Origin of the sequence: Cognatazoarcus halotolerans, assembly GCF_009800965.1 — a bacterium.
GTDB classification, from domain to species: domain Bacteria; phylum Pseudomonadota; class Gammaproteobacteria; order Burkholderiales; family Rhodocyclaceae; genus Cognatazoarcus; species Cognatazoarcus halotolerans.
The window spans coordinates 217,698-237,269 of sequence record NZ_WUAF01000001.1 but is presented as its reverse complement, the minus strand read 5'-3'; the positions used below and the strand labels follow the sequence as shown (position 1 = coordinate 237,269).

General features: G+C 64.4%; 21 protein-coding genes. 12 read left to right on the top strand and 9 right to left on the bottom strand.

Annotation, left to right across the window (positions count from 1 at the left end):
• The first annotated feature begins 4 nt into the window (after positions 1-4).
• From GQB03_RS01155 to GQB03_RS01145, 3 genes are all read left to right on the top strand, one after another.
• Complete coding sequence (locus GQB03_RS01155; protein WP_235026892.1) at positions 5-1,000, top strand: copper resistance protein B; 996 nt, start codon at positions 5-7, stop codon at positions 998-1,000.
• 44 nt (positions 1,001-1,044) lie between these two features.
• Positions 1,045-1,548 (top strand): cupredoxin domain-containing protein, encoded by a 504-nt coding sequence (locus GQB03_RS01150; protein ID WP_159683027.1) that lies wholly within the window; start codon positions 1,045-1,047, stop codon positions 1,546-1,548.
• A 239-nt stretch (positions 1,549-1,787) separates the two neighbouring features.
• On the top strand, positions 1,788-2,168 hold the full coding sequence (locus GQB03_RS01145) for a c-type cytochrome (RefSeq protein WP_159683024.1): 381 nt from the start codon (positions 1,788-1,790) through the stop codon (positions 2,166-2,168).
• Positions 2,169-2,255: 87 nt separating this feature from the next.
• On the opposite strand, the gene GQB03_RS01140 is transcribed toward GQB03_RS01145, so the two are convergent.
• The 6 genes from GQB03_RS01140 to GQB03_RS01115 form a co-directional block, all read right to left on the bottom strand.
• Positions 2,256-3,281 carry a DMT family transporter gene (locus GQB03_RS01140; protein WP_327515777.1) on the bottom strand — a complete coding sequence of 342 codons (1,026 nt, stop codon included), beginning with the start codon at positions 3,279-3,281 and terminating at the stop codon, positions 2,256-2,258.
• A gap of 112 nt (positions 3,282-3,393) precedes the next feature.
• Entirely contained in the window at positions 3,394-3,738 is a 345-nt protein-coding gene (locus GQB03_RS01135) for a hypothetical protein (protein ID WP_159683018.1), read from the bottom strand.
• A gap of 70 nt (positions 3,739-3,808) precedes the next feature.
• Positions 3,809-5,545 carry a bifunctional protein-serine/threonine kinase/phosphatase gene (locus tag GQB03_RS01130; RefSeq protein WP_159683015.1) on the bottom strand — a complete coding sequence of 579 codons (1,737 nt, stop codon included), beginning with the start codon at positions 5,543-5,545 and terminating at the stop codon, positions 3,809-3,811.
• 42 nt (positions 5,546-5,587) lie between these two features.
• Positions 5,588-6,400: a formate/nitrite transporter family protein gene (locus tag GQB03_RS01125; protein WP_159683012.1), complete on the bottom strand. Its 813-nt coding sequence runs from the start codon at positions 6,398-6,400 to the stop codon at positions 5,588-5,590.
• Between the two features lie 266 nt (positions 6,401-6,666).
• Positions 6,667-7,965: a nitrate- and nitrite sensing domain-containing protein gene (locus tag GQB03_RS01120; RefSeq protein WP_159683009.1), complete on the bottom strand. Its 1,299-nt coding sequence runs from the start codon at positions 7,963-7,965 to the stop codon at positions 6,667-6,669.
• Between the two features lie 379 nt (positions 7,966-8,344).
• Positions 8,345-8,569: a hypothetical protein gene (locus GQB03_RS01115; RefSeq protein WP_159683006.1), complete on the bottom strand. Its 225-nt coding sequence runs from the start codon at positions 8,567-8,569 to the stop codon at positions 8,345-8,347.
• Between the two features lie 442 nt (positions 8,570-9,011).
• Between GQB03_RS01115 and GQB03_RS01110 the strand changes: the two genes are divergently transcribed.
• Positions 9,012-9,908 (top strand): LysR family transcriptional regulator, encoded by an 897-nt coding sequence (locus GQB03_RS01110; protein WP_235026891.1) that lies wholly within the window; start codon positions 9,012-9,014, stop codon positions 9,906-9,908.
• Here the strand turns inward: GQB03_RS01110 and uraD are convergent.
• Entirely contained in the window at positions 9,898-10,548 is a 651-nt protein-coding gene (gene uraD, locus GQB03_RS01105) for a 2-oxo-4-hydroxy-4-carboxy-5-ureidoimidazoline decarboxylase (RefSeq protein ID WP_159683000.1), read from the bottom strand. The genes GQB03_RS01110 and uraD overlap by 11 nt on opposite strands.
• Positions 10,549-10,940: 392 nt before the next feature.
• Here uraD and GQB03_RS01100 point away from each other — a divergent pair, with 392 nt between their 5' ends.
• Positions 10,941-11,786, top strand: coding sequence for a hypothetical protein (locus GQB03_RS01100; RefSeq protein WP_159682997.1), 846 nt, complete (start codon positions 10,941-10,943; stop codon positions 11,784-11,786).
• A gap of 120 nt (positions 11,787-11,906) precedes the next feature.
• Here GQB03_RS01100 and GQB03_RS01095 read toward each other — a convergent pair whose 3' ends face one another.
• Positions 11,907-13,259: an esterase-like activity of phytase family protein gene (locus tag GQB03_RS01095; protein ID WP_159682993.1), complete on the bottom strand. Its 1,353-nt coding sequence runs from the start codon at positions 13,257-13,259 to the stop codon at positions 11,907-11,909.
• 33 nt (positions 13,260-13,292) lie between these two features.
• Positions 13,293-14,468 (bottom strand): esterase-like activity of phytase family protein, encoded by a 1,176-nt coding sequence (locus GQB03_RS01090; protein WP_159682991.1) that lies wholly within the window; start codon positions 14,466-14,468, stop codon positions 13,293-13,295.
• A gap of 417 nt (positions 14,469-14,885) precedes the next feature.
• Here GQB03_RS01090 and GQB03_RS01085 point away from each other — a divergent pair, with 417 nt between their 5' ends.
• Genes GQB03_RS01085 through GQB03_RS01055 form a run of 7 tightly spaced genes read left to right on the top strand, consistent with a single transcriptional unit; the run spans position 14,886 to position 19,549 of the window.
• Positions 14,886-15,752 (top strand): urease accessory protein UreD, encoded by an 867-nt coding sequence (locus GQB03_RS01085; protein WP_159682988.1) that lies wholly within the window; start codon positions 14,886-14,888, stop codon positions 15,750-15,752.
• 11 nt (positions 15,753-15,763) lie between these two features.
• Entirely contained in the window at positions 15,764-16,066 is a 303-nt protein-coding gene (gene ureA / locus GQB03_RS01080; RefSeq protein WP_159682986.1) for an urease subunit gamma, read from the top strand.
• Positions 16,067-16,080: 14 nt separating this feature from the next.
• A complete protein-coding gene (locus GQB03_RS01075; protein WP_159682984.1) occupies positions 16,081-16,344 on the top strand; it encodes a hypothetical protein in 264 nt (87 codons plus the stop codon).
• A 28-nt stretch (positions 16,345-16,372) separates the two neighbouring features.
• Positions 16,373-16,678, top strand: a complete 306-nt coding sequence (locus GQB03_RS01070; RefSeq protein WP_159684018.1) for an urease subunit beta — start codon at positions 16,373-16,375, stop codon at positions 16,676-16,678.
• The gene (ureC, locus tag GQB03_RS01065; RefSeq protein ID WP_159682982.1) at positions 16,678-18,381 is read left to right on the top strand and encodes an urease subunit alpha; all 1,704 of its coding nucleotides are present in this window, start codon (positions 16,678-16,680) and stop codon (positions 18,379-18,381) included. Before GQB03_RS01070 ends, ureC begins: the two co-directional genes overlap by 1 nt.
• Positions 18,382-18,389: 8 nt before the next feature.
• Complete coding sequence (gene ureE / locus GQB03_RS01060; RefSeq protein WP_159682980.1) at positions 18,390-18,869, top strand: urease accessory protein UreE; 480 nt, start codon at positions 18,390-18,392, stop codon at positions 18,867-18,869.
• Positions 18,869-19,549, top strand: a complete 681-nt coding sequence (locus GQB03_RS01055; protein ID WP_159682978.1) for an urease accessory protein UreF — start codon at positions 18,869-18,871, stop codon at positions 19,547-19,549. The genes ureE and GQB03_RS01055 overlap by 1 nt, the downstream gene beginning before the upstream one ends.
• The last annotated feature ends 23 nt before the right edge of the window (positions 19,550-19,572 follow it).

Here is a 19,572-nt window from a genome sequence, read left to right as displayed (position 1 = left end):
CGCGATGCGTCGCCCTGGTTCGCCTGCGTTCATGCTCGCTCTCGCCCTGTCGGGCGCCTCTGCCGCCTGGGCCGCGGGCATGCCCATGGCCGACCTGGACCACGATGATCATGCCGGGCAGCACGGTTCTGCCGCTGCTATTCCGGCTGCGCCGATGCCGGGAATGAACCACGCAGCCATGCAGCACGACGCGGCGATGCACGCGCCCGGCGGTGACGACATGATGGCCGGCATGGACCATGGTGAGATGGACATGCAGGGCGGCGTGGCACCTGCCGACGCGCGCGACCCCCATGCCTATGCTGCAGGGTTCACGTTGGACCAGGGCAAGTTCGCGCTGCCAGGGCAGCGGCAGCTGCGTCTCGCCGATGAACATGCTTTCGGCGGCCTGCTGCTCGAGCGGCTGGAGCGTGTGCATACCCGTGACGGCAATGCCACCGCCTACGATGCCCAAGCCTGGTTCGGCCGCGACTACAACCGCCTGGTGATCAAGGCAGAGGGCGACTATGCCCGGGACACCCTCCGGGAAGCCCGCACCGAACTGCTGTGGGGTCACGCGATCGCCAGCTACTGGGACACCCAGCTCGGGGTGCGGGTGGATTCCGGTGAAGGGCCTGACCGCAGTTGGCTGGCCTTCGGGGTGCAGGGCCTGTCGCCCTACTGGTTCGAGGTCGATGCGACCGCTTACCTGGGTGACGGCGGGCGCAGCGCCCTGCGCCTCGGTGCGGAGTACGAATTGTTGTTGACCCAGCGCCTGGTGCTCCAGCCGCGAGCGGAAATCAACCTTTACGGCAGACGTGACGAGCCCCGCGGCCTCGGCAGCGGCCTCACCGACGCTGTTGCCGGTGTGCGCCTGCGTTATGAGATCAGCCGCCAGTTTGCCCCTTATGTCGGCATCGAACGGACCGGAAGGTTTGGCGAAACGGCTGACCTGGCCCGTACCGGGGGCGAGCAGTCCAGCGAAACGCGTTGGGTCGCGGGCCTGCGCTTCTGGTTCTGAGTTCGCCCTGATGGGCCTGTTGCTTCAAACATCGAGAATGGAACATGAAAAAGAGAATTGCAGTTCTTCTGGTGGGCGCGGTTTCCGGATTGGCGCTCGCGGGCGGCGATCATGACGGCGCGCACGCCATGCCGGCCCATGAAATAGGAGGCATGCAGTCCGATTCGCACGCCAGCGCTGTCGGCAGGGCCGGAAATCCGGCCGAGGTCTCCCGCACCATCGAGGTCATCATGGACGACTCGATGCATTTCGTGCCCAATGACATCACCGTGAAGGCTGGCGAAACCATCCGCTTCTTCACCAGGAACAACGGAACCGGGCCTCACGAGATGGTCATCGGATCGATGGGCCAACTCAAGGAGCACGCCGAGATGATGCGCAGCATGCCCGGGATGCAGCACACCGAGCCGAACATGGTCACGCTCAAGGCGGGGCAGCGCGGAGGAATTGTCTGGAAATTCGAACAGCCGGGTACGGTCGACTTTGCCTGCCTGGTTCCCGGGCACATGGAGGCTGGCATGATCGGCAAGGTGACGGTGACCGAGTGATCGGGCCTGCGCCACAGCGTGCCTGCAAGGTTGATCGTGGCCACCTTCGCGACCCGCGCCCCACGGACGGGATTTTGAATGGAGGCGCCATGAACTGGCTCAGAAAACTGCTCCGCAACCTAAGCGGCTGGATGCAGGCGAATGAAAGAGCACATGCCCGCAAGAGGCCGTCCGCATGTTGTTCGGCGCCGCCGCCTGGCGCCGGGCGACCCCGCAAATAAGTTCGCACGGAGACTCGAATGATCAAGACCACCGGCCTACTGTTCTTGCTCGCGGTGCTGTTTGCGAGCGGTGCAATGGCCCAGGGGATGCAGGTACCCAAACCCTCGGCCGGCCTGATGCCGAATCCGGTTGTCGGCCAGGCATTGTTTGCGAAAAACTGCGCCTCTTGCCACGGCGCCGATCTGGCAGGCAGTGACGAGGGGCCGCCGCTGCTGCACAGGATCTATGAGCCCTCTCACCATTCGGACATGGCCTTTCAGATGGCGGTCAGGAATGGTTCGCGCGCCCACCACTGGAACTTCGGCGACATGAAGCCGGTTGCCGGCCTGACGCCGGACGACGTTGCGCACATCACCGCATACGTGCGGATGCAGCAGCGCAAGGCAGGAATAAGGTAGCGGTGTTCGTGCGCCGCCGAGTCCGGCATCTCGAATCCGGGGTGGCCCGCGCACCGCGAATCGGCGCCAACAGGCCGGAGCCGCGTGTCAATGCGTATGTCGATGATGGATGTCCGGAAAGTGCGGATGCTTGTGCACGACGGCGAGGTGTTCGTGCCAATGATCGTGAGGTTCCGTCCCGTCCCACTCGAACGGATGCGGATGCTGGTGGTGATCGTCGTGCACGTGCGGGTGACGATGTTGGAGCGGTGCATGCACATGCCGGTGTTCGTGCCGCTCGGTCAGATGCAGCCAGACGCCCAGGGCCATCAGGCTGGCTGCCAGCCAGAACGCCGGATCAGTCGACTCATCTAGCAGGACCAACGCGACTACTGTCCCAATGAACGGCGCAGTCGAGAAGTAGGCGCCGGTTCGGGCAGTGCCCAGGCCGCGCAAGGCCAGGACGAACATGACGAGGCTGATGCCATAGCCGAGCAATCCGACCGTCATCGTGGCCACTACGATCGCGGTGCCCGGCATCGTCGCGCCGAGCGCCAGTGCGAACGCGCTATTCACCGCCCCGGCGACCATTCCCTTGCTGCCGGCAACAAACAGGGCGTCCGAGCCCGAGACCTTGCGGGTGAGGTTGTTGTCGATCGCCCAGCACAGACAGGCGAGCGCGATGGCAAGCGGGCCGACCCACCCGGTCGCGCTTTCTCCGCCCTCCGGCCACGCGAGCACAACGCCTCCCGCGACGATGGCGAGCATCCCGGCGACCACACGACGTCCCGCGTTTTCCCTGAACACGAGCCAGGCAACAAGCGCGGTCAGCACAGCCTCCAGATTCAACAACAGCGAAGCAGTCGATCCGCTCGTGGTGGTCAGGCCGAACAGCAGCGCAATCGGACCCAGCACCCCGCCAAACAGGATGGCACCCAATAACCAGGGCCATTCCGCGCGCACGAGGCCGCTCGGGGTCCAGCCCCGGTCCCGAATGGCACGAACAAGCATGAGCCCGACGCCACTGCCCAGATACAACAGGCCGGCAAGCAGAACCGGAGAAACCTCACCGGCAAGCAGTTTTGCAAATGGTGTACTGGCGCCAAACAGCGCCGCGGCCAACAAGGCGCTCAAGACACTTCGATTCATCGTTCGGGCGTTCCGGTCCGGCCTGAAACCATATTGCTGCCGTCCTGCATGGTGTCTATTCCGAGTTGAGGTGCCGGTGTTGCACCGTTACGTTGAATCAGATCCCCACGCGCCGCAGACCTAGCGAATTGCTGATTACCGACTCCGACGAACGGCTCATTGCGGCGGCAGCGACCATGGGCGCGATATGCATGCCGAGCGCCGGATACAGTACGCCGGCCGCGATCGGAGCGCCAGCGGCTGGTAGCCCAACGCCAAAACGGGTTCTGGCCGAGGCTGCGCATGGTGGTGACGAAGAGCGTGCCTGCGCAAAAATGCCCGAAAGATCGCCCATGACCAAGAGGAAGCCGGCACTCGCGATCGCCGCGTCGGCGCGGATCGTGTCGATACCGAGGCGCGCGGCACCAACGCGTGCGGTGGGTTCGTTGCCGTTGGTGCCCATGACGACGCGCAGGCCTTGCCGGTAATGGTCTCGAACGAGGGCGCCAGACTTAAGGCCGCGCTCCGGGGCGTCAGGTTCCGAGGACGTTGATCCCCAGCAGCACGATCACCAGCACGCCGAGCAGCAGCGACATGCCCTTCCAGAACAGGACCGGATTGCGTTCGATCAGCGCCGGGCCGCGTTGTCCGGTCAAGGCGAGATTGGGATGCCGGAGGTCGTGGGAGAACTCGGATAGCTCGGCGTAGCGCTTGAACGGATCGGGATGCACTGCCTTGGCCAGCGCCGCATCCACCCAGGCCGGAATCTCGCGATGTTCGTCGAGCACCGAAGCGTAGTGCAGCTTCTTCTGGGCCGCCCGGGTGCGCGACTTGGCCACTTGGGCGCCGTACGGCAGGCGGCCCGAGAGCATCTGGTAAGCGATGACGCCGAGAGAGAAGAGATCCGAGTTGGGGGAGCCGGCTTCGCCGAGGAAATATTCCGGCGCGGTGTACTGGGCGGTGCCGAGGATCTCGGGCGCGCGCTCGGCGGGATCCGCTTCGGCCAGTCCGGCCACGCGGGTCGAGCCGAAGTCGATGATCTTCGCGGTGCCCGAGCCGTCGATCATGACATTGTTCGGTCGCAGGTCCTGGTGCAGCATCTCCATGCGGTGGAAGGCAAGCAGGCCGCGGGCGATCTGCTCGACGATGCCGCGCACCGTTTCGAGCCCGGGGGCGGGGTTGTCGCGCATCCACTGCGCCAGGGTCTGGCCTTCGATGTACTCGGTGACCACGTAAAGGTAATTGCGTGTCCGCGTCGGTGGGCGGGGCTTGAGCACATGGGCGCTGTTGATGCGCCGCGCGATCCATTCCTCGAGCATGAAGCGCTCGAGATAGGCGGGGTCGCCGCGCAGGTCGATCGAAGGTACCTTGATCGCCACCAGATCGCCGCCGTCGCCATCTTCGGCGAGATAGATGTGACTGCGGCTGCTGCCATGCAGTGCGCGAATGATGCGGTAACCGTCGAAGAGCATGCGTGGCTCGAGGATCGGAGCCGGTGGCAGTGCGGCCAGCTGCTGTTGCAGCTCGCTGCTCGCCTGCTGTGGCAGTGTGTCGATCCGCGCGATCTGGATCGTCAGGTTATCCTTGCTGCCCCGGGCGAAGGCTTCTTCCGCGATCAGCTGCGCGGCGGTATCGAGCTGGTCGGCGTGACGCGCAATGGTTTCGATGATGAATGCGGGCGTGGCAGATTCGTAGACGCCGTCGGTGGCGAGGACGAAGGCGTCGCCTTCCCTGAGCGGGACCGACTGGTAGTCGATGTCGACCTGCTCGCTCATACCGAGTGCCCGCGATAGGTAGCTCTGCCCTTCGGAGACGATCATGCGGTGATCGTTGGTGAGCTGTTCGAGGGCGCCGTCGCGCAGGCGGTAGATGCGGCTATCGCCGACGTGGACGATGTGCGCGGTGGTGGCCTTCAGGATCAGCGCACTGAAGGTGCACACGTAGCCGCGATCGCGGTCGTGACGGTGGGGGCCGCGTCGCGTCTGGGCATCGAGCCACGAATTGATGGCGCCGAGCACGCGCTCGGCCGACGTCCTGACCGACCACGCGTCGGAGGTGCACAAGTAATCGTCGAGAAAACTCTTGACCGCCGATTCGCTGGCGATGTGCGAGACCTCGCTGCTGCTGATCCCGTCGGCCAGCGCGATCGCGATGCCCTTTGTGCTCAGCAGCGGTTCGTCCGGGATGCACAGGCCGTGGAAATCCTGGTTGATTTCCTTGCGGCCGCGGTCGGAATACTGGCCTGTGGAAAGCGAGAGTCTGCTTGACATCCGGAAGATGCGAAGGCCCTTTCGGGCCTTCGCGCAGCCTTGTCAGGCGGGCTTGCGCTTCGGTGCGGTGCGCACGTGGGTGGAGTAGAGGGTCAGACCGACGAAGGTCAGACCGCCGACGAGGTTGCCGAGCACGGTCGGGATCTCGTTCCACACCATGTAGTCGTAGATGGAGAAGTTGCCGCCGAGCATCAGGCCCGAGGGGAACAGGAACATGTTCACGATGGAGTGCTCGAAGCCCATGTAGAAGAACAGCATGATGGGCATCCACATCCCGATGACCTTGCCCGAGACGCTGGTGGACATCATTGCGGCGACGACGCCGGTGGAGACCATCCAGTTGCACAGCACGCCGCGGATGAACAGGGTCAGCATGCCGGCTGCGCCGTGCTCCGCATAGCCCACGGTGCGCCCCTCGCCGATGTGGCCGATGGCCTTGCCGACGGCGTTTGGCTCGGTGCTGAAGCCAAAGGTGAAGATGATCGCCATGAACACGGCTACCGTGAAGGCGCCGGCGAAGTTGCCGACGAACACCAGGCTCCAGTTGCGCATCACGCCACCCGGGGTGACGCCCGGGCGCTTGTCGAGGAGTGCCAGCGGGGCGAGCGTGAACACGCCGGTGAGCAGGTCGAAGCCCAGCAGGTAGAGGAGGCAGAAGCCGACCGGGAAGAGGATCGCGCCGGCCAGGGGCTGCCCGGTCTGGACGTTGATGGTGACCGCGAAGGCGGCCGCGAGGGCGAGGATCGCTCCGGCCATGTAGGCACGGATGACGGTGTCGCGGGTGGACATGAATATCTTGGATTCACCGGCGTCCACCATCTTGGTGACGAACTCGGTAGGTGCGAGGTAGGCCATGGTCGGTTCTCTCGAAAAGTAAGGGCCGAAAAACAAAAACGGCGCACATCCCGCGACCCGCGTTTGCGGAGCTCAGAGATGGACGCCGTTGTCCAGGTGATACTTTCGGGGAGCGGTTTCGTTCCGCTCCGAAATTCAGGCCGCCGTTAGCCTTGCCTGATCCTAAGCAAATTTGATGCCAGATCAAACGATTGCACTTTGGCACGAATTCCGGATGGTGGGAGGTGGTTTGTGCGCCGACGTGGTGCGCTGCAGCAGAGAAATGATCATTCTTGGTGCGAACCGCTGCGCGGATCCATGAAATCGGGTAGCGCGAGGGTCGCCTCCGCGACATCCGCCATGCGTCGATTCTGGGTCATCGAGGCATTGCGCAAGGCTTTGTAGGCTTTTTCCTCGGAGACCCCGAGCCGATTCATCAGCACACCCTTGGCGCGTTCGATGAGTTTGCGCTCGTCGAGTGCCCGGCGCGCCGCCTGCAGTTCGGACTCGACGCGCGCGAGCCGTACCGACTGGGCCTGCAGTACGTCGATGATGGATTGCTCCATGCTTTCCGGCATGCGGTGCTGGGGACCGTGAGAAAGGCTCATTGCCATGTCGATCGGACGTCCGGGGTCGAAGAAGCGGTCCACCCTGTCGGCGCTGGCCGGGGGGTGGCGGACGAGCCGTTCGAGCAGTCCTTCTGCGTCCGCCAGATCCCGTTCCGCCTCGGCGATGAGCCGGCGGCAACTTTGCTGCAGGGCCGCCACCATGGTGCATTGCAGGGACCACAGCCCGCCGAGGCGCTCGCTGCACACTTCGAACCACTGGTCGCTGAACTCCGTATTCAGCGAGTCGTCGGGACGGGTGCTGCAGAGGATGCGCCGAAACCGTTCCAGGCGGGCGATACACGGACTCGCCTCCAGTTCGCGCCAACTCTCGAGGACGCGCCTTTCGGCGAAATCGGTGAATAGCTGGAAGTTCCGCTCCTGGGCGTCGATCAGATGCATGAGCCGTTGTTGATGGCCCGCATCGCTGCGGCCGGAAGCGAAGGACAGCGCGCCGACGGCCCGCTCCTGGCCGGCCAGCTCCTTGCCATTGAGGAGGTTGAAGAGCGCCACCAGCGAGCGTGAGACCTCGGGTGTGATGGCGGTGTCGGCGATCTCGAAGATCACCGACAACAACCCCGCGATCAGTCGGCTGATCGAACGGACCGCCTCGTCCCCCGACAGGCGACGGGTTGCGATGCGTTCGCGCAGGGCGGGCAGGTCATCAATGCCGAGCAGCACCCAGGCGACCAGAGAGTAGATGCGGGCGCTGGCGGATGTGTCGGCAACCACCCGCTCATCGAATTCCTTGCGCAGCAGTTGTTCCAGCCGTCCGGATTCCTCGGCAAGATCACGGCGGATGTCCGCGAAGCGTTCTCCTCTCGAGGCGAGGAAGATGCTGCTCGCGCCACGTTCGTTCTGCAGCGCATGCACCACGCTGCCGATTGTGGCAACCAGCGATGAGCGGGATTCGAGCGTGCGGAGGGCCTCTATTTCACGCTGTCTGGAGAGCAGCAGGAGCTTGGCTGCGGATACGTGCATCGGTTTACTTTGAAAAGAGGTGCATTTGATCATGCATGAACCGTGCCGCCGGGCACGCTGACCCACGGCGAGCCGCGCAATGGCGCTGTCGGCCCGAGCCGGTTACCCGATCCGGCGGCCGGATACCTCGGACGTGTTCCGCGGCCGTGCTTCATGGTGGCGGGCCTCGTCGTGCCGGTTCCGGGTAAGGTTGCTCCTCCATCGGCGAGCGGAGCGATCGTCGCGGCAACGAGCCCGCAAGTCGATGGTCTGTCCGAAGCCCCGTGAATGCCCGCCCGATCGCGGTACGTTCTGACCGGGCAATCGCATTCGAGGCGCCACCGGCACATCGCGGAGGATTCCCGCCCCGACGAAGGCGCGGTGGCGATCCGTCAGCAGGTCACGGGACCGAAATCCAGCCCTCGAGCGCCTGGTGAGCGGCCTCGTCGAGCGTTTTCGGGCCGAAGGGGTCCCCGTAGTGGCGATCCTGCATGTCTTCGAGCATCTGCCCGAGGAGCCCGAGACGATTGGAGTAGTCCCAGATTCCGCCGCCCACCTGCCGGGCGGCGTGGAGATCAAGTTCACGTGGCTTCAAAGCGGTGTTGCAGTTCATTCCGTTGCGCATGTTCGTGCTCCTCGTGGTGTTGCGGAGCCGGAATCGGCCTCGCAGAAGAAGCCTAGGTGGTTGGCAGACGAAAAGGGATGAACCGTTGCCAGGCGCGAGGTGATTCAAGTCACCGGGATACTTCGGTGTATGCAGGTGTGGCGGGTCGGGTCATCGGCACGGTGCCGATGGCGGCGACTCATCTCGGGCTTGCTCCGGCCCCGTGACAGGCATCGGAGGGGGCAACGCAGTCGATGGTTGGCGGTGCGCTCGAAGTCCCTGCCCGGGGCGGATGCGGGATCGCCGATCGACCCATGGCACATCCGCCTCGTCGCTTCCGCAAAACCGGTGCGGATATTGCTTCTGGAGGTGGGGCTCGGTCGCGTCAGGCCGTTCATCTCGATTCGAGGCAGCTTTCGGGGGGCAGACTTTGGCTGTAGGACGTGATGCAATCGATGGGCACTTGCTGCGGGTACTCCATCATCTACTCGTGGAAGGCAGCGTGTCGCGAGCGGCACGACGACTTAACCAGTCGCAACCGGCCGTCAGTTCGGCCCTGCGCAGGCTGCGAGAGATCACCGGAGATCAGCTGCTGGTGCGCGGACGGGGCGGGATGACACCGACCGAGCGGGGGGCGGCGCTACTGGAGCCGGTGAAACTGGCACTCGAACAGCTCGAGGTGATCGTCACACCGCCCGCGCAGTTCGAGGCAAACGTCTGCAAGCGCGAATTCAACATTGGCTCGCCCGACTATCTGGATGCCCGCTCGGTCGGGGAAGTGCTGGCGAGGATGCAGGCCGGGGCGCCGTCGGCACAGGTCAATCTGCACTCTATGGGGGCATCCGCATCCTATGCCGGTGCGCTCGAATCGGGTGAAATGGACGTCGTGATCGGCAATTGGCCGAATCCGCCGGACTCGTTGCGGACGACGGCGCTGTTTCAGGACCACATGGTGTTGTTGATGCGCAAGACACATCCACTTGCGGAACAGGTGCTCGATGCGGATGCGTACCTCAATGCAGCACACCTGGCGCCGACCCCCTATTCCGTCGGACAGCGAGGGGTGGTGGACATGTACCTGGCGCGCGAGCGCATGCGGCGCAACGTTGTGGCCCACGTGCCGTATTTCAACATGGCGCCCTACCTGTTGCTGGGCACCGACATGGTCTTTACCGCACCGGCGCGTTTCGCCGAGCACTACGCGAGTTTCCTGCCGCTGGTGATTCGTCCGGTTCCGCTCGACATCCCGCCAATTCCGTACTACCTGCTGTGGCACGACCGCACCCATCATTCGGCCGAATGCCGATGGTTCCGCGAGCAGATCGTCGCCGTGCTGCGCCGCTCCGGGCCTATGCACTGAGCCCCGACCCGCGCTGCCACCGGCGGCGTGCGGTGCGTTCGTGGATGCGATAGGAGACGATGAGGCCCAGCTGCCGCAGATTCTCTGCAAACTCGATCTCGGCCGGGTTGCGAACGCGCCGCGCGAGCATGCGTATAACCTGACCGCGCCCAAGCGGCTGCAAGGCGATCAGGCACGGAAAGCCGAAGCGGCGGCGGTAGCGGGTGCTGAGCAGCAGTAATCGTTCGCGTTCGGCCCGCGGACCGCTCAACAGACCGGCGGCGCGCTGCTCGTGCAGACAGGCGAGGGACAAATGGCCCTCGACGCCAAGGGCATCGCCAAGGTCGCCATGCGCCGCCATGAGCTGCCGCTTTTCCACCTCGGTGGCGAATTGAAGCTCCTCCATGAGTTGTCCGTAAAGATCGGCCAAGTCATCGAAAGGGCGTTTCTCCCAGGCTCGCTCGACAAGCTGCGGCGCGTATTCCAGCACGCCTGCCAGGGCTTCGACGAAGGCACGGCAAGGCAGGGCCGAGAGACCCGCCGGGTCGAGCGGGACGTCGACCAGCCCCGGAGTGGGCATGGATCCCGTGCCGGGCATCGTGCGGCCCGTCTGCTCTGCGGTAGCGGCAAGCTCGGGCGGGGGCTTGAAGGTCTGGGGCATCGGATCATCCGCTAGGTCGACGCTTGACTACTGGCAAGTGGCGTGCCATGCGAAAACGGCCTTATGGGGCCGGGGCGGGCCGTCTTTCCGGGTCGTCGCGCACCGTTACGGTGCTCCGTGCAGGAAGATGACGCAACTGCATGAATTGAAAGGATGTTGCGGTGCGCAATTTGTGTGCGCCCAACTCTGTGTTGCCCCATGGCCGTGCTTCCCGGGCGGGCCTGTAGGTTGCGATATTTTCTTTAAAAAACAGGTGATTGAAAGAGACCTCATATATCAAAAGGGTGATGAGCACTATTCGTCAAAATTGTCGCGACTCCTGATAGCTTGAAAAAAGAGCGCGGCGTTGTGCCGCGTCGAACAGAACCTCTCTCGCAAAGGAGTCTTGCCCGATGAAACCCTCCGCTTCGCGTCTTGCCTCCGCGGCCGTCTTAGGTTGCATTCTTGCCGCGCCGCCGGCCGTCCACGCCGCCAACTGGAGCGATACGTCGGTCTTCTACCGCACCGGAAACAATTTCCGGGAACCGGCGAACTCGAAGAACGTCTCCAAGGACATCTTTGGTTTCACCCATGTGAGCGGCTACGACTACGGGCAGAACTTCCTCAACGTCGACATCCTCACGTCGGACCGTAGCGATCCGGCCAGAGGCGGCTCGCAGGGTGCGCAGGAAATCTACGTGGTCTATGCCCACCAGCTGTATCTGGGCAAGGTCTTCAAGAAGGACATGTCCTTCGGTCCGGTCAAGGAGGTGGCGCTGACGACCGGTTTCGACTGGAACACGAAGGACACCGCGTTCGCGCCGAAGGTGCGCAAGGTGCTCATTGGTCCGACGCTCAAGTTCAATGTCCCCAAGGGGTTTCTCGATGTGAGCCTGCTGTACTACAAGGAGAAAAACAACAACGGTATCGTCGGCAAGTCGGTTGATTTCGATTCGACCTACCGGATTGCCCTGGCATGGGGTGTGCCGTTCCAGCTCGGCCCGCTGCCGCTGTCCTTCGAGGGTTTTCTGAATCATACCGGCGAGAAGGGCAAGGACGGCTTCGGCGACAAGACCGGTCCTGAGACGTGGACCGACATCTTTGTCATGGCGGATGTCGGCCAGATGGTCATGGGCAAACCGAATACCCTGCGCGCGGGTGTCGGTTACGAGTACATCAAGAACAAGTTTGGCGCGACCAGCGACATCGCCGGCTCGAAGACTTCCACGCCCATGCTCAAGGTGCAGTGGCATTTCTAGGCACGGCCAGCGGAGCCTCTTCGCGCTTGGGCCGAACGACGGTCGCAGTAATGGCGCGATGGCCCTGCCGGGACTGAATGAGGGGCGGCCGGGCCGCCCCTCGCGCACTGGGGCGGCGCGCTACGTGCGGCGGCGCGCCGCCAATCCGATGAGGCCGAGACCCGCGAGCATCAGCGCATAGGTTTCGGGTTCGGGTACCGGATTGGCGAGGCTGATCTTCAGGAACTCGGTATTGTCGGAGGCGAACGAACGCCCGCCTCCGCCAGGGAAGTTGTTGTCGTTCACGATGACGATCGTGTTCGAGTCGAGAATCAGCACGTCCTCGATGGTCACGTACGGAAAGGTGAAGACCGTGCTGCCGTCACCGTTGAGGTCGTCCGGGTCAGCGATGTTCATGAGGTCGACCACCTCGGTCTTGCTCGCGAAGCCGCGGGCGTCCACATCGGCGATGTCGACCAGAAACACCTTCTTGAATGGTGTGCCGGCGGTGGCGGTGGCGCCGTTACGCTCGATGACCAGAAAACGCTGATCATCGATCGCGGTCATGTCGCCGATGGCGGTGCCGTCGGCCTCGAGCTGATACATGAAGCTCGCCCCTGTGTACGATTCGGTATCGATGTCGAACTCGTTGATGCGCAGGGATTTTTCCGGGTCACCGGCAACCGTCTTTTCCAGCAGGGTGTAGAGCCTGTCGCCGCGCGCGTTGATGGCGAGGCCTTCGAAGCCGCCCGAACCGCCAAGGTTGGCGGTGGCGCTGCCGGTCACGACCTCCTTGTGCTGTGGCGCAAATACGTCCGGCAGCGAGATTTCCGGACGCAGTACGGTGCCTTGACTATCGGTCTTGACGAGGTAGGGGCCGAACTCGTCGCCGAACCAGTAGTGGCCGTTTTTGTCGCGGCGCACGCCTTCGACGTCGAAGTCGGCCCCGGTCAGCAGGCGCCCGCTCTTGAGGCCCGCGTCAACCGCCGGATTGCCGACCTTATCGTAATAGGTGTCGTAATCGGCCTGAATGCTGATTCCCAACTGCCGGTTGGCGTCGTTGAGGCCGAGGCGGGTACTGGCGTCGAAGGCAGCGGTAGCCGCGCCGGTGTTCCAGTTGGCTGCAGAGACCGTGCCGCTGCCTCCGCCTGCGGTGCGGTAGTCAACCTGGACCGCGTACATGCGAAGCACGTTGTCTGCCGAATTTCCCTGCGAGCCGAAGCCGTTATCGACCAGCATCCGATAGCTGCCGCTCGCGCCAGCGAGGATTCCGGAGAATCCCTGTACCGACTGCAGATCGATGTAGGGCGGGGTGTTCTCCGGGCTGGCCGGGTTGGTGAAGGCAAATTGGCCCGAGGTCGGGCCATCGGAGAAGGTCGCGGCGGGCAGCATGGCCCAGCCGACGAGGGTGTTGGTGGGTGGGACTGCGGCTGCGAAGGCTGGTGTGCCGAGGGCGCAGCCGATCGCGAGGGCCAGGGCGCTGTGGCGGGGCATGGTGAGGCTCCGGGGTTGGTGGCAGGGGAAATCTCAGGTGCGCTTTCGGGTGGCGAACAGCCCGGTGAGGCCAAGGCCGGCGAGCAGCATCGCCCAACTGGCAGGTTCAGGCACCGGCGTGACCTCGAAAGCCATGAACAAGGTGCTCTGGGCAGTGCTGAAATTATTATCGGCGGCGAGTACCAGGGTGCGATTGCCGTTGGCGAGTGTGTGCCCCCAGGTGAGCGCCTCCATGTTGTCAATGGTCACGCCCTGATAGCTGATCGGGAGTTCGAGCAGGAGTTCGCGGCTCATCGGCGTGAAGCTGGCGCCAGCAAGGCTTGCGAAGCTGGATATGTCGGTGGTGTCGGGCGCGATGCTGGTCAGAACCAGCCGGATGGTGTTGCCCACGCCAAAGGCGAAGGCCCGTTCGACTGCAATGAACTGGGTATCGGAGACCGCGAGCAACTCGGGCAGGCCGTTGTCGGGGCCGAACGGGGCGCCCGCCGCGGCGTCGACCGGAATCGGTGGCAGTTGGTAGGCGTACTGGGCGGTGGCGGTGCCGCTCACCGGATCGATGCTGGTGACGCGCACGGTGCTGCCGGCTCCGAGGGTGGTGATGTCGCCGTCCTGAATCAGCGCGTCTTCATTGGCTGCGTAAAGCGTTCCATTCGGGGTAACCGCAAGTGCCTCGAAGAGCTTGTTGCTGCGTCCTCCGGTGGTGCTGTTGTCGACGTAGTCGTACATCGAGGGTGTCGCGAATTCGCGAACGAAGCGGCCGTCAACGGTCATTTCGCGCACGAAGGGTTGGTAGCGGCTGGCAGCCGAGGTGCTCCAGTTGCCCTCGGACGACCAGTAAAGATTGCCGTTCGGCGCGACGCGGATGCTTTCCGGGTCGACGGTGCGGCTGGACGCCGGGAAGGCGCTGCCGTCGGGACGCTGCATGTTGATCTGACGGTTGATCGCGACACCGTGAAAGCCCGTCGCGTCGTAGTCCAGCGACAGATCGTAGAACCGCGGCGTGCCGCGCTCGCCACCACGGTCATCGGAAATGGCCCAGAAATTACCATCGGCCGCGCGGTCGAGGCCCGAGATGCCGCCGAACTCGACGCCGTCGAAGAGCGTGCCGGTGGCGATGCTGTGCTCACCGATCAGGCGCAGCGAAAAGTCGGCAGCCTGGGCTGCGCTCGTACAGGCGGCAATTGCCGTGGCAAGAATCAGTCGGTTCATGTTTTCCCTTTGCGTTGCTGGTCTGCCCTGCGTCATACGGCATCGCAGGCCGTTTGCCGGCGCGCCGAGAGCCTTACTGTGCGCGGTCGATGTTATGTTTTCGTGATCACCCGATGCGGTAGCCTGGCAGGCGACTTTGCCGGGCCGGCTTCGTGATCCGGGTCTTCGGGCGCCGTGCCCGGGGGACCGTGACGGCGCACCGGCAAAACGGAGATTCGTATGCTTCACGATGGGGCGCAATTACCTCTCCGGACCTTTTTTGCACCAATGCGGTGCGCCGAAATTGCACCGCCCCGTTGTGGTGCGTGGCGCGGACTCAATCTTCGTTTCCCGTGAGCGTCTGGGTCGGAATCGCCTTTGCTGGCGCGGTGATTTCCGAGATCGTCAGGCTGGCCCGGTTGTTGCAGAGCCCGGGGCATGAATGCTCCTTTCGATTCTTGCGTCATCACGCCGGCAGGCAGTGCCGCCGGGCCATGGCGGGCACGCCTCCAGCTCGGATTCGAGCGGCGTGGCGAACGCACGGTGTTGGCGGAACGCAGCCACATTGGACCGCTTCGCCTTCAGAAAGCGCTTTACCCGGAGGGCGAACGGATTTGCCACGGCATCGTGCTGCACCCGCCTGCGGGTATTGCCGGGGGCGATGAGCTCTCGATCGACGTAACCGTCGGCGCCGGCGCGCATGCCTTGCTGACGACGCCGGGGGCGGGCAAGTGGTACCGCAGTGCTGGGGCGGAAGGGCGTTTGCGGCAATGCATCGAGATCGCGCCGGGTGCGCTGTGCGAGTGGGTGCCGCAGGAATCCATCGTCTTCGATTGTGCACTTGGGCGGTTGGAGACCCGAGTCGAGCTGCAGGGTGATGCGGCCTTCGTTGGCATGGAGATGGTGCGCTTCGGGCGCTCCGCCTCGGGCGAACGCTTCACCGCAGGGGACTTTCGTTCGGCCATCCGGATTTCGCGCGACGGCCGGCCGGTATGGCTGGAGCGCAGCCGGATCGATGGCGGGGGGCGGCTCCTCGAGGCCGGCGTCGGGTTGGCGGGCTGGCCGGTGAGCGGGACCCTGATCGTAGCGACGCCCGTGGTGGAAGACGAAGTCCTCGAAGCCTGGCGTGGTGTCGCTCCGATCGAGGGAGATGGCGCGGTCACCCGGCTGCCTGGCGTGCTGCTGGCGCGTTTTCGCGGCAGCTCCTGCGAGGCGGGGCGCGAATGGTTCGTGAAGTTGTGGTCCGCGATCAGACCCCGCGTGGCGGGTGTCCCGGTAACGGTGCCACGGATCTGGAATACCTGAGAGGTGTGTGAATGGAACTGACTCCGCGGGAGAAGGACAAGCTGCTGATCTTTACCGCCGGCCTGGTGGCCGAGCGGCGCAAGGCGCGAGGCCTGAAGTTGAATTACCCGGAAGCGGTGGCGTATATCTCGGCCGCGATCCTCGAGGGCGCCCGCGATGGCCGGACGGTCGCCGAATTGATGAGTTATGGCACCACGCTGCTGGGTCGGGAGGAGGTCATGGAGGGCGTGCCCGAGATGATTCCCGAGATCCAGGTCGAGGCCACCTTCCCGGATGGCACCAAGCTGGTCACGGTCCATCAGCCGATTGTCTGAAACAGGGGAAGGTGATGAATCTGGAGGAGCTGGAGGCCGCGCGGGTTGCCGCGAGGCTCAAGACATGCCTGCGGGCGACCTTGAACCAGACAATAGATCTGGTGCTGCTGTTCAACGATCCCGAGTACGCGATTCGCCGCCTCAACGAGATCGAACAGGCGACGACCGACGAGAAGCTGCTCGATCTGGTCGCGGACGTGCGTGCCCGGCTGCTGCCGCAGACCGTCGAGCCCGACGAACCCAAATATGACTACCGTCCGCACGGCAGGCGCGGTTGATGAAACACGAAACGTGGGAGTAATGACGATGATTCCCGGAGAAATGCAGGTACGGCAGGGCGAGATCGAACTGAACCCGGGGCGTGCCACCCTGACAGTGGCGGTGACCAATACCGGCGACCGCCCTGTACAGGTCGGTTCGCACTACCATTTTGCGGAGACCAATCCGGCGCTCGATTTCGACCGCGTGGCGACAAGAGGCTTCCGGCTGAACATCGCTGCCGGTACCGCGGTGCGTTTCGAGCCCGGCCAGACCAGGACCGTGGAGCTGGTGGCCCTGGCCGGCGAGCGAAAGGTGTTCGGTTTCAACGCTCAGGTCATGGGGGCGCTGTGATGGTCGCAAAGATTTCCCGGCAGGCCTATGCGGAAATGTTCGGACCGACGGTGGGTGACCGCCTGCGGCTGGCTGACACCGAGTTGTGGATCGAGGTCGAGAAGGACTTCACCCTCTATGGCGAGGAGGTGAAGTTCGGTGGCGGCAAGGTGATCCGCGACGGCATGGGCCAGAGCCAGCGCCTCGCCGCCGAGGTGGCCGATACGGTAATCACCAACGCCCTGATCATTGACCACTGGGGCATCGTCAAGGCCGACATCGGCATCAAGCACGGGCGCATCGCCGGCATCGGCAAGGCCGGCAATCCGGACATCCAGCCCGGCGTGCAGATCGTCATCGGGCCGGGCACCGAGGTGATCGCCGGCGAGGGCATGATCGTCACCGCGGGCGGCATCGACAGCCACATCCACTTCATCTGCCCGCAGCAGATCGAAGAGGCCTTGATGAGCGGCGTGACCACCATGCTCGGTGGCGGCACCGGTCCGGCCACCGGCACCTACGCCACCACCTGCACGCCCGGCCCATGGCATATCCGCAAGATGCTGCAGGCCTCCGAAGCGTTTCCGATGAATCTCGGCTATCTCGGCAAGGGCAACGCAAGTCTGCCGGGCGCGCTCGCCGAACAGATCGAGGCGGGCGCCATCGGCCTCAAGCTGCACGAGGACTGGGGCACGACGCCAGCGGCCATCGACAATTGCCTGACGGTTGCTGAACAAATGGACGTCCAGGTGGCGATCCACACCGACACGCTCAACGAGTCGGGTTTTGTCGAACACACTGCGGCGGCCTTCAAGGACCGCGCAATCCATACCTTCCACACCGAGGGTGCGGGGGGCGGGCACGCGCCCGACATCATCAAGCTTGCCGGGCTGGCCAACGTGCTGCCGAGTTCCACCAATCCGACCCGGCCCTACACGGTCAACACCATCGACGAGCACCTCGACATGCTGATGGTGTGCCACCACCTCGATCCTTCGATCGCCGAGGATGTGGCCTTTGCCGAGTCGCGCATCCGCCGCGAAACCATTGCCGCGGAGGACATCCTGCACGACCTCGGCGCCTTCTCGATGATGAGCTCCGATTCGCAGGCGATGGGGCGCGTCGGCGAAGTCGTCATCCGCACCTGGCAGACTGCCCACAAGATGAAGGTGCAGCGTGGCAGCCTCACCGAAGACCCGGCAGGCAACGACAATTTCCGCATCAAGCGCTATGTCGCCAAATACACCATCAATCCCGCGATCACGCACGGCATCGCGCACGAGGTGGGCTCGATCGAGGTCGGCAAGCTGGCAGACCTGGTGCTGTGGAAGCCGGCCTTCTTCGGGGTCAAGCCGAGCCTCATCGTCAAGGGCGGCATGATCGCCGCCGCGGCAATGGGCGACCCCAATGCCTCGATCCCGACGCCGCAACCGGTGCATTACCGGCCGATGTTCGGCAGTTTCGGTGGAGGCCTGCGCACCGCGGTCACCTTCGTGTCGCAGGCCGCGCTTGCCAATGGGTCGCTCGGCAGTCTCGGCCTCGCCAAGCCGCTGGTCGCGGTCAAGAACGTGCGAGGCGTGCGCAAGACCGACATGGTGCATAACGGCTGGCTGCCGACCCTCGAGGTCGACCCGGAAACCTACGAGGTCAGGGCCGACGGAGAGCTGCTTACCTGCCAGCCGGCCAGCGAGTTGCCGATGGCGCAGCGCTATTTTCTGTTCTGAGGCGCGTCATGCTGTTGATCGAATCCATTCACACTGGTTCTGAACCGGCCACCGAGCGGCTTTCGCTACCCTTCGAGTACCGCTGCAAGAGCCGTCTGCGCGCAAAGCTGACCAGCGGCGAGGAGGTCGGGCTGTTTCTCGAGCGGGGCACGATCCTGCGCGGCGGAGACCGGCTCGCTGCACGTGACGGCCGCATCGTCGCCGTCGAGGCCGCGCCCGAGGACCTCGCCGAGGTGCGCTGCGCGGACGCAAATCATCTTGCTCGCGCGGCCTATCACCTCGGCAACCGTCATGTCGCGGTGGAAGTCGGCGAGGGCTGGCTGCGCCTGCAGCGCGACCACGTCCTTGAAGGCATGCTGCTTGGCCTGGGCTGCGAGGTGGTGCCGGTGGAGGCGCCTTTCGAGCCGGAGGCCGGTGCCTATGCGCCGGGCCATCAACACCCCGGCGACGGCAGCGGCGCGCGAATCCACATGATGGCGGGGGCCTGATGCTCGCGCTGGTGCGACTGCTGCAGCTCGCCAGCCCGGCCTTGCCGGTGGGCGCCTATACCTATTCGCAGGGGCTCGAGTGGTTGGTCGAATCCGGCGAGATCAAGACCGAAGCGGATGTGGCGGAGTGGATCGGCGATCTGCTCGAGTTCGGTGTCGGCAGTTTCGAGGCGCCCTTGCTCGCGGCGCTGATCGGTGCCTGGCAACGTGACGACACCATAGAACTCGCGCGGCTCAACGACGATTTTCTGGCCAGCCGCGAAACCGCCGAGTTGCGTGCAGAGACTGTGCAGATGGGTTATTCACTGGTGCGCCTGCTGTCCGATCTGCCGGGTTTCGCTGAATTGGCTGCCGGGCGGGAGCGGCTGCTCGCAATCGACGAACCGGCCTTTCCCACGGCCTGGGCCGCCGCCGCGGCCGCCTGGCGGATTCCAGGGGAGATGGCCGTGCCGGCCTACCTCTGGGCCTGGCTCGAGAACCAGGTGATGGCCGCAGTCAAGACCGTGCCGCTGGGCCAGTCCGCCGGGCAGCGGCTGCTCGCGGCGCTCGGCAGCCGGGTGCCCGCGGTCACCGAACGCGCGCTTGCCTTGCCCGAAGCGGACTGGCACAACTTCACGCCGGGGCTTGCGCTGGCCTGCAGCCGGCACGAGACCCAATACACCCGGCTGTTCCGCTCGTGAGCGGCGAACAGCCCTGACAAGGA

What these genes read in the sequence shown, in the direction of transcription:
- GQB03_RS01055 (WP_159682978.1), top strand. Translation starts at nt 18,869, where the DNA reads ATGCTCGCGCTGGTGCGACTGCTGCAGCTCGCCAGCCCGGCCTTGCCG.
- GQB03_RS01145 (WP_159683024.1), top strand. Translation starts at nt 1,788, where the DNA reads ATGATCAAGACCACCGGCCTACTGTTCTTGCTCGCGGTGCTGTTTGCG.
- GQB03_RS01070 (WP_159684018.1), top strand. Translation starts at nt 16,373, where the DNA reads ATGATTCCCGGAGAAATGCAGGTACGGCAGGGCGAGATCGAACTGAAC.
- GQB03_RS01125 (WP_159683012.1), bottom strand. Translation starts at nt 6,400, where the DNA reads ATGGCCTACCTCGCACCTACCGAGTTCGTCACCAAGATGGTGGACGCC.
- GQB03_RS01085 (WP_159682988.1), top strand. Translation starts at nt 14,886, where the DNA reads ATGAATGCTCCTTTCGATTCTTGCGTCATCACGCCGGCAGGCAGTGCC.
- ureE (WP_159682980.1), top strand. Translation starts at nt 18,390, where the DNA reads ATGCTGTTGATCGAATCCATTCACACTGGTTCTGAACCGGCCACCGAG.
- GQB03_RS01115 (WP_159683006.1), bottom strand. Translation starts at nt 8,569, where the DNA reads ATGCGCAACGGAATGAACTGCAACACCGCTTTGAAGCCACGTGAACTT.
- GQB03_RS01100 (WP_159682997.1), top strand. Translation starts at nt 10,941, where the DNA reads ATGAAACCCTCCGCTTCGCGTCTTGCCTCCGCGGCCGTCTTAGGTTGC.
- ureC (WP_159682982.1), top strand. Translation starts at nt 16,678, where the DNA reads ATGGTCGCAAAGATTTCCCGGCAGGCCTATGCGGAAATGTTCGGACCG.
- GQB03_RS01095 (WP_159682993.1), bottom strand. Translation starts at nt 13,259, where the DNA reads ATGCCCCGCCACAGCGCCCTGGCCCTCGCGATCGGCTGCGCCCTCGGC.
- GQB03_RS01130 (WP_159683015.1), bottom strand. Translation starts at nt 5,545, where the DNA reads ATGTCAAGCAGACTCTCGCTTTCCACAGGCCAGTATTCCGACCGCGGC.
- ureA (WP_159682986.1), top strand. Translation starts at nt 15,764, where the DNA reads ATGGAACTGACTCCGCGGGAGAAGGACAAGCTGCTGATCTTTACCGCC.
- uraD (WP_159683000.1), bottom strand. Translation starts at nt 10,548, where the DNA reads ATGCCCCAGACCTTCAAGCCCCCGCCCGAGCTTGCCGCTACCGCAGAG.
- GQB03_RS01135 (WP_159683018.1), bottom strand. Translation starts at nt 3,738, where the DNA reads ATGGGCACCAACGGCAACGAACCCACCGCACGCGTTGGTGCCGCGCGC.
- GQB03_RS01120 (WP_159683009.1), bottom strand. Translation starts at nt 7,965, where the DNA reads ATGCACGTATCCGCAGCCAAGCTCCTGCTGCTCTCCAGACAGCGTGAA.
- GQB03_RS01075 (WP_159682984.1), top strand. Translation starts at nt 16,081, where the DNA reads ATGAATCTGGAGGAGCTGGAGGCCGCGCGGGTTGCCGCGAGGCTCAAG.
- GQB03_RS01155 (WP_235026892.1), top strand. Translation starts at nt 5, where the DNA reads ATGCGTCGCCCTGGTTCGCCTGCGTTCATGCTCGCTCTCGCCCTGTCG.
- GQB03_RS01150 (WP_159683027.1), top strand. Translation starts at nt 1,045, where the DNA reads ATGAAAAAGAGAATTGCAGTTCTTCTGGTGGGCGCGGTTTCCGGATTG.
- GQB03_RS01090 (WP_159682991.1), bottom strand. Translation starts at nt 14,468, where the DNA reads ATGAACCGACTGATTCTTGCCACGGCAATTGCCGCCTGTACGAGCGCA.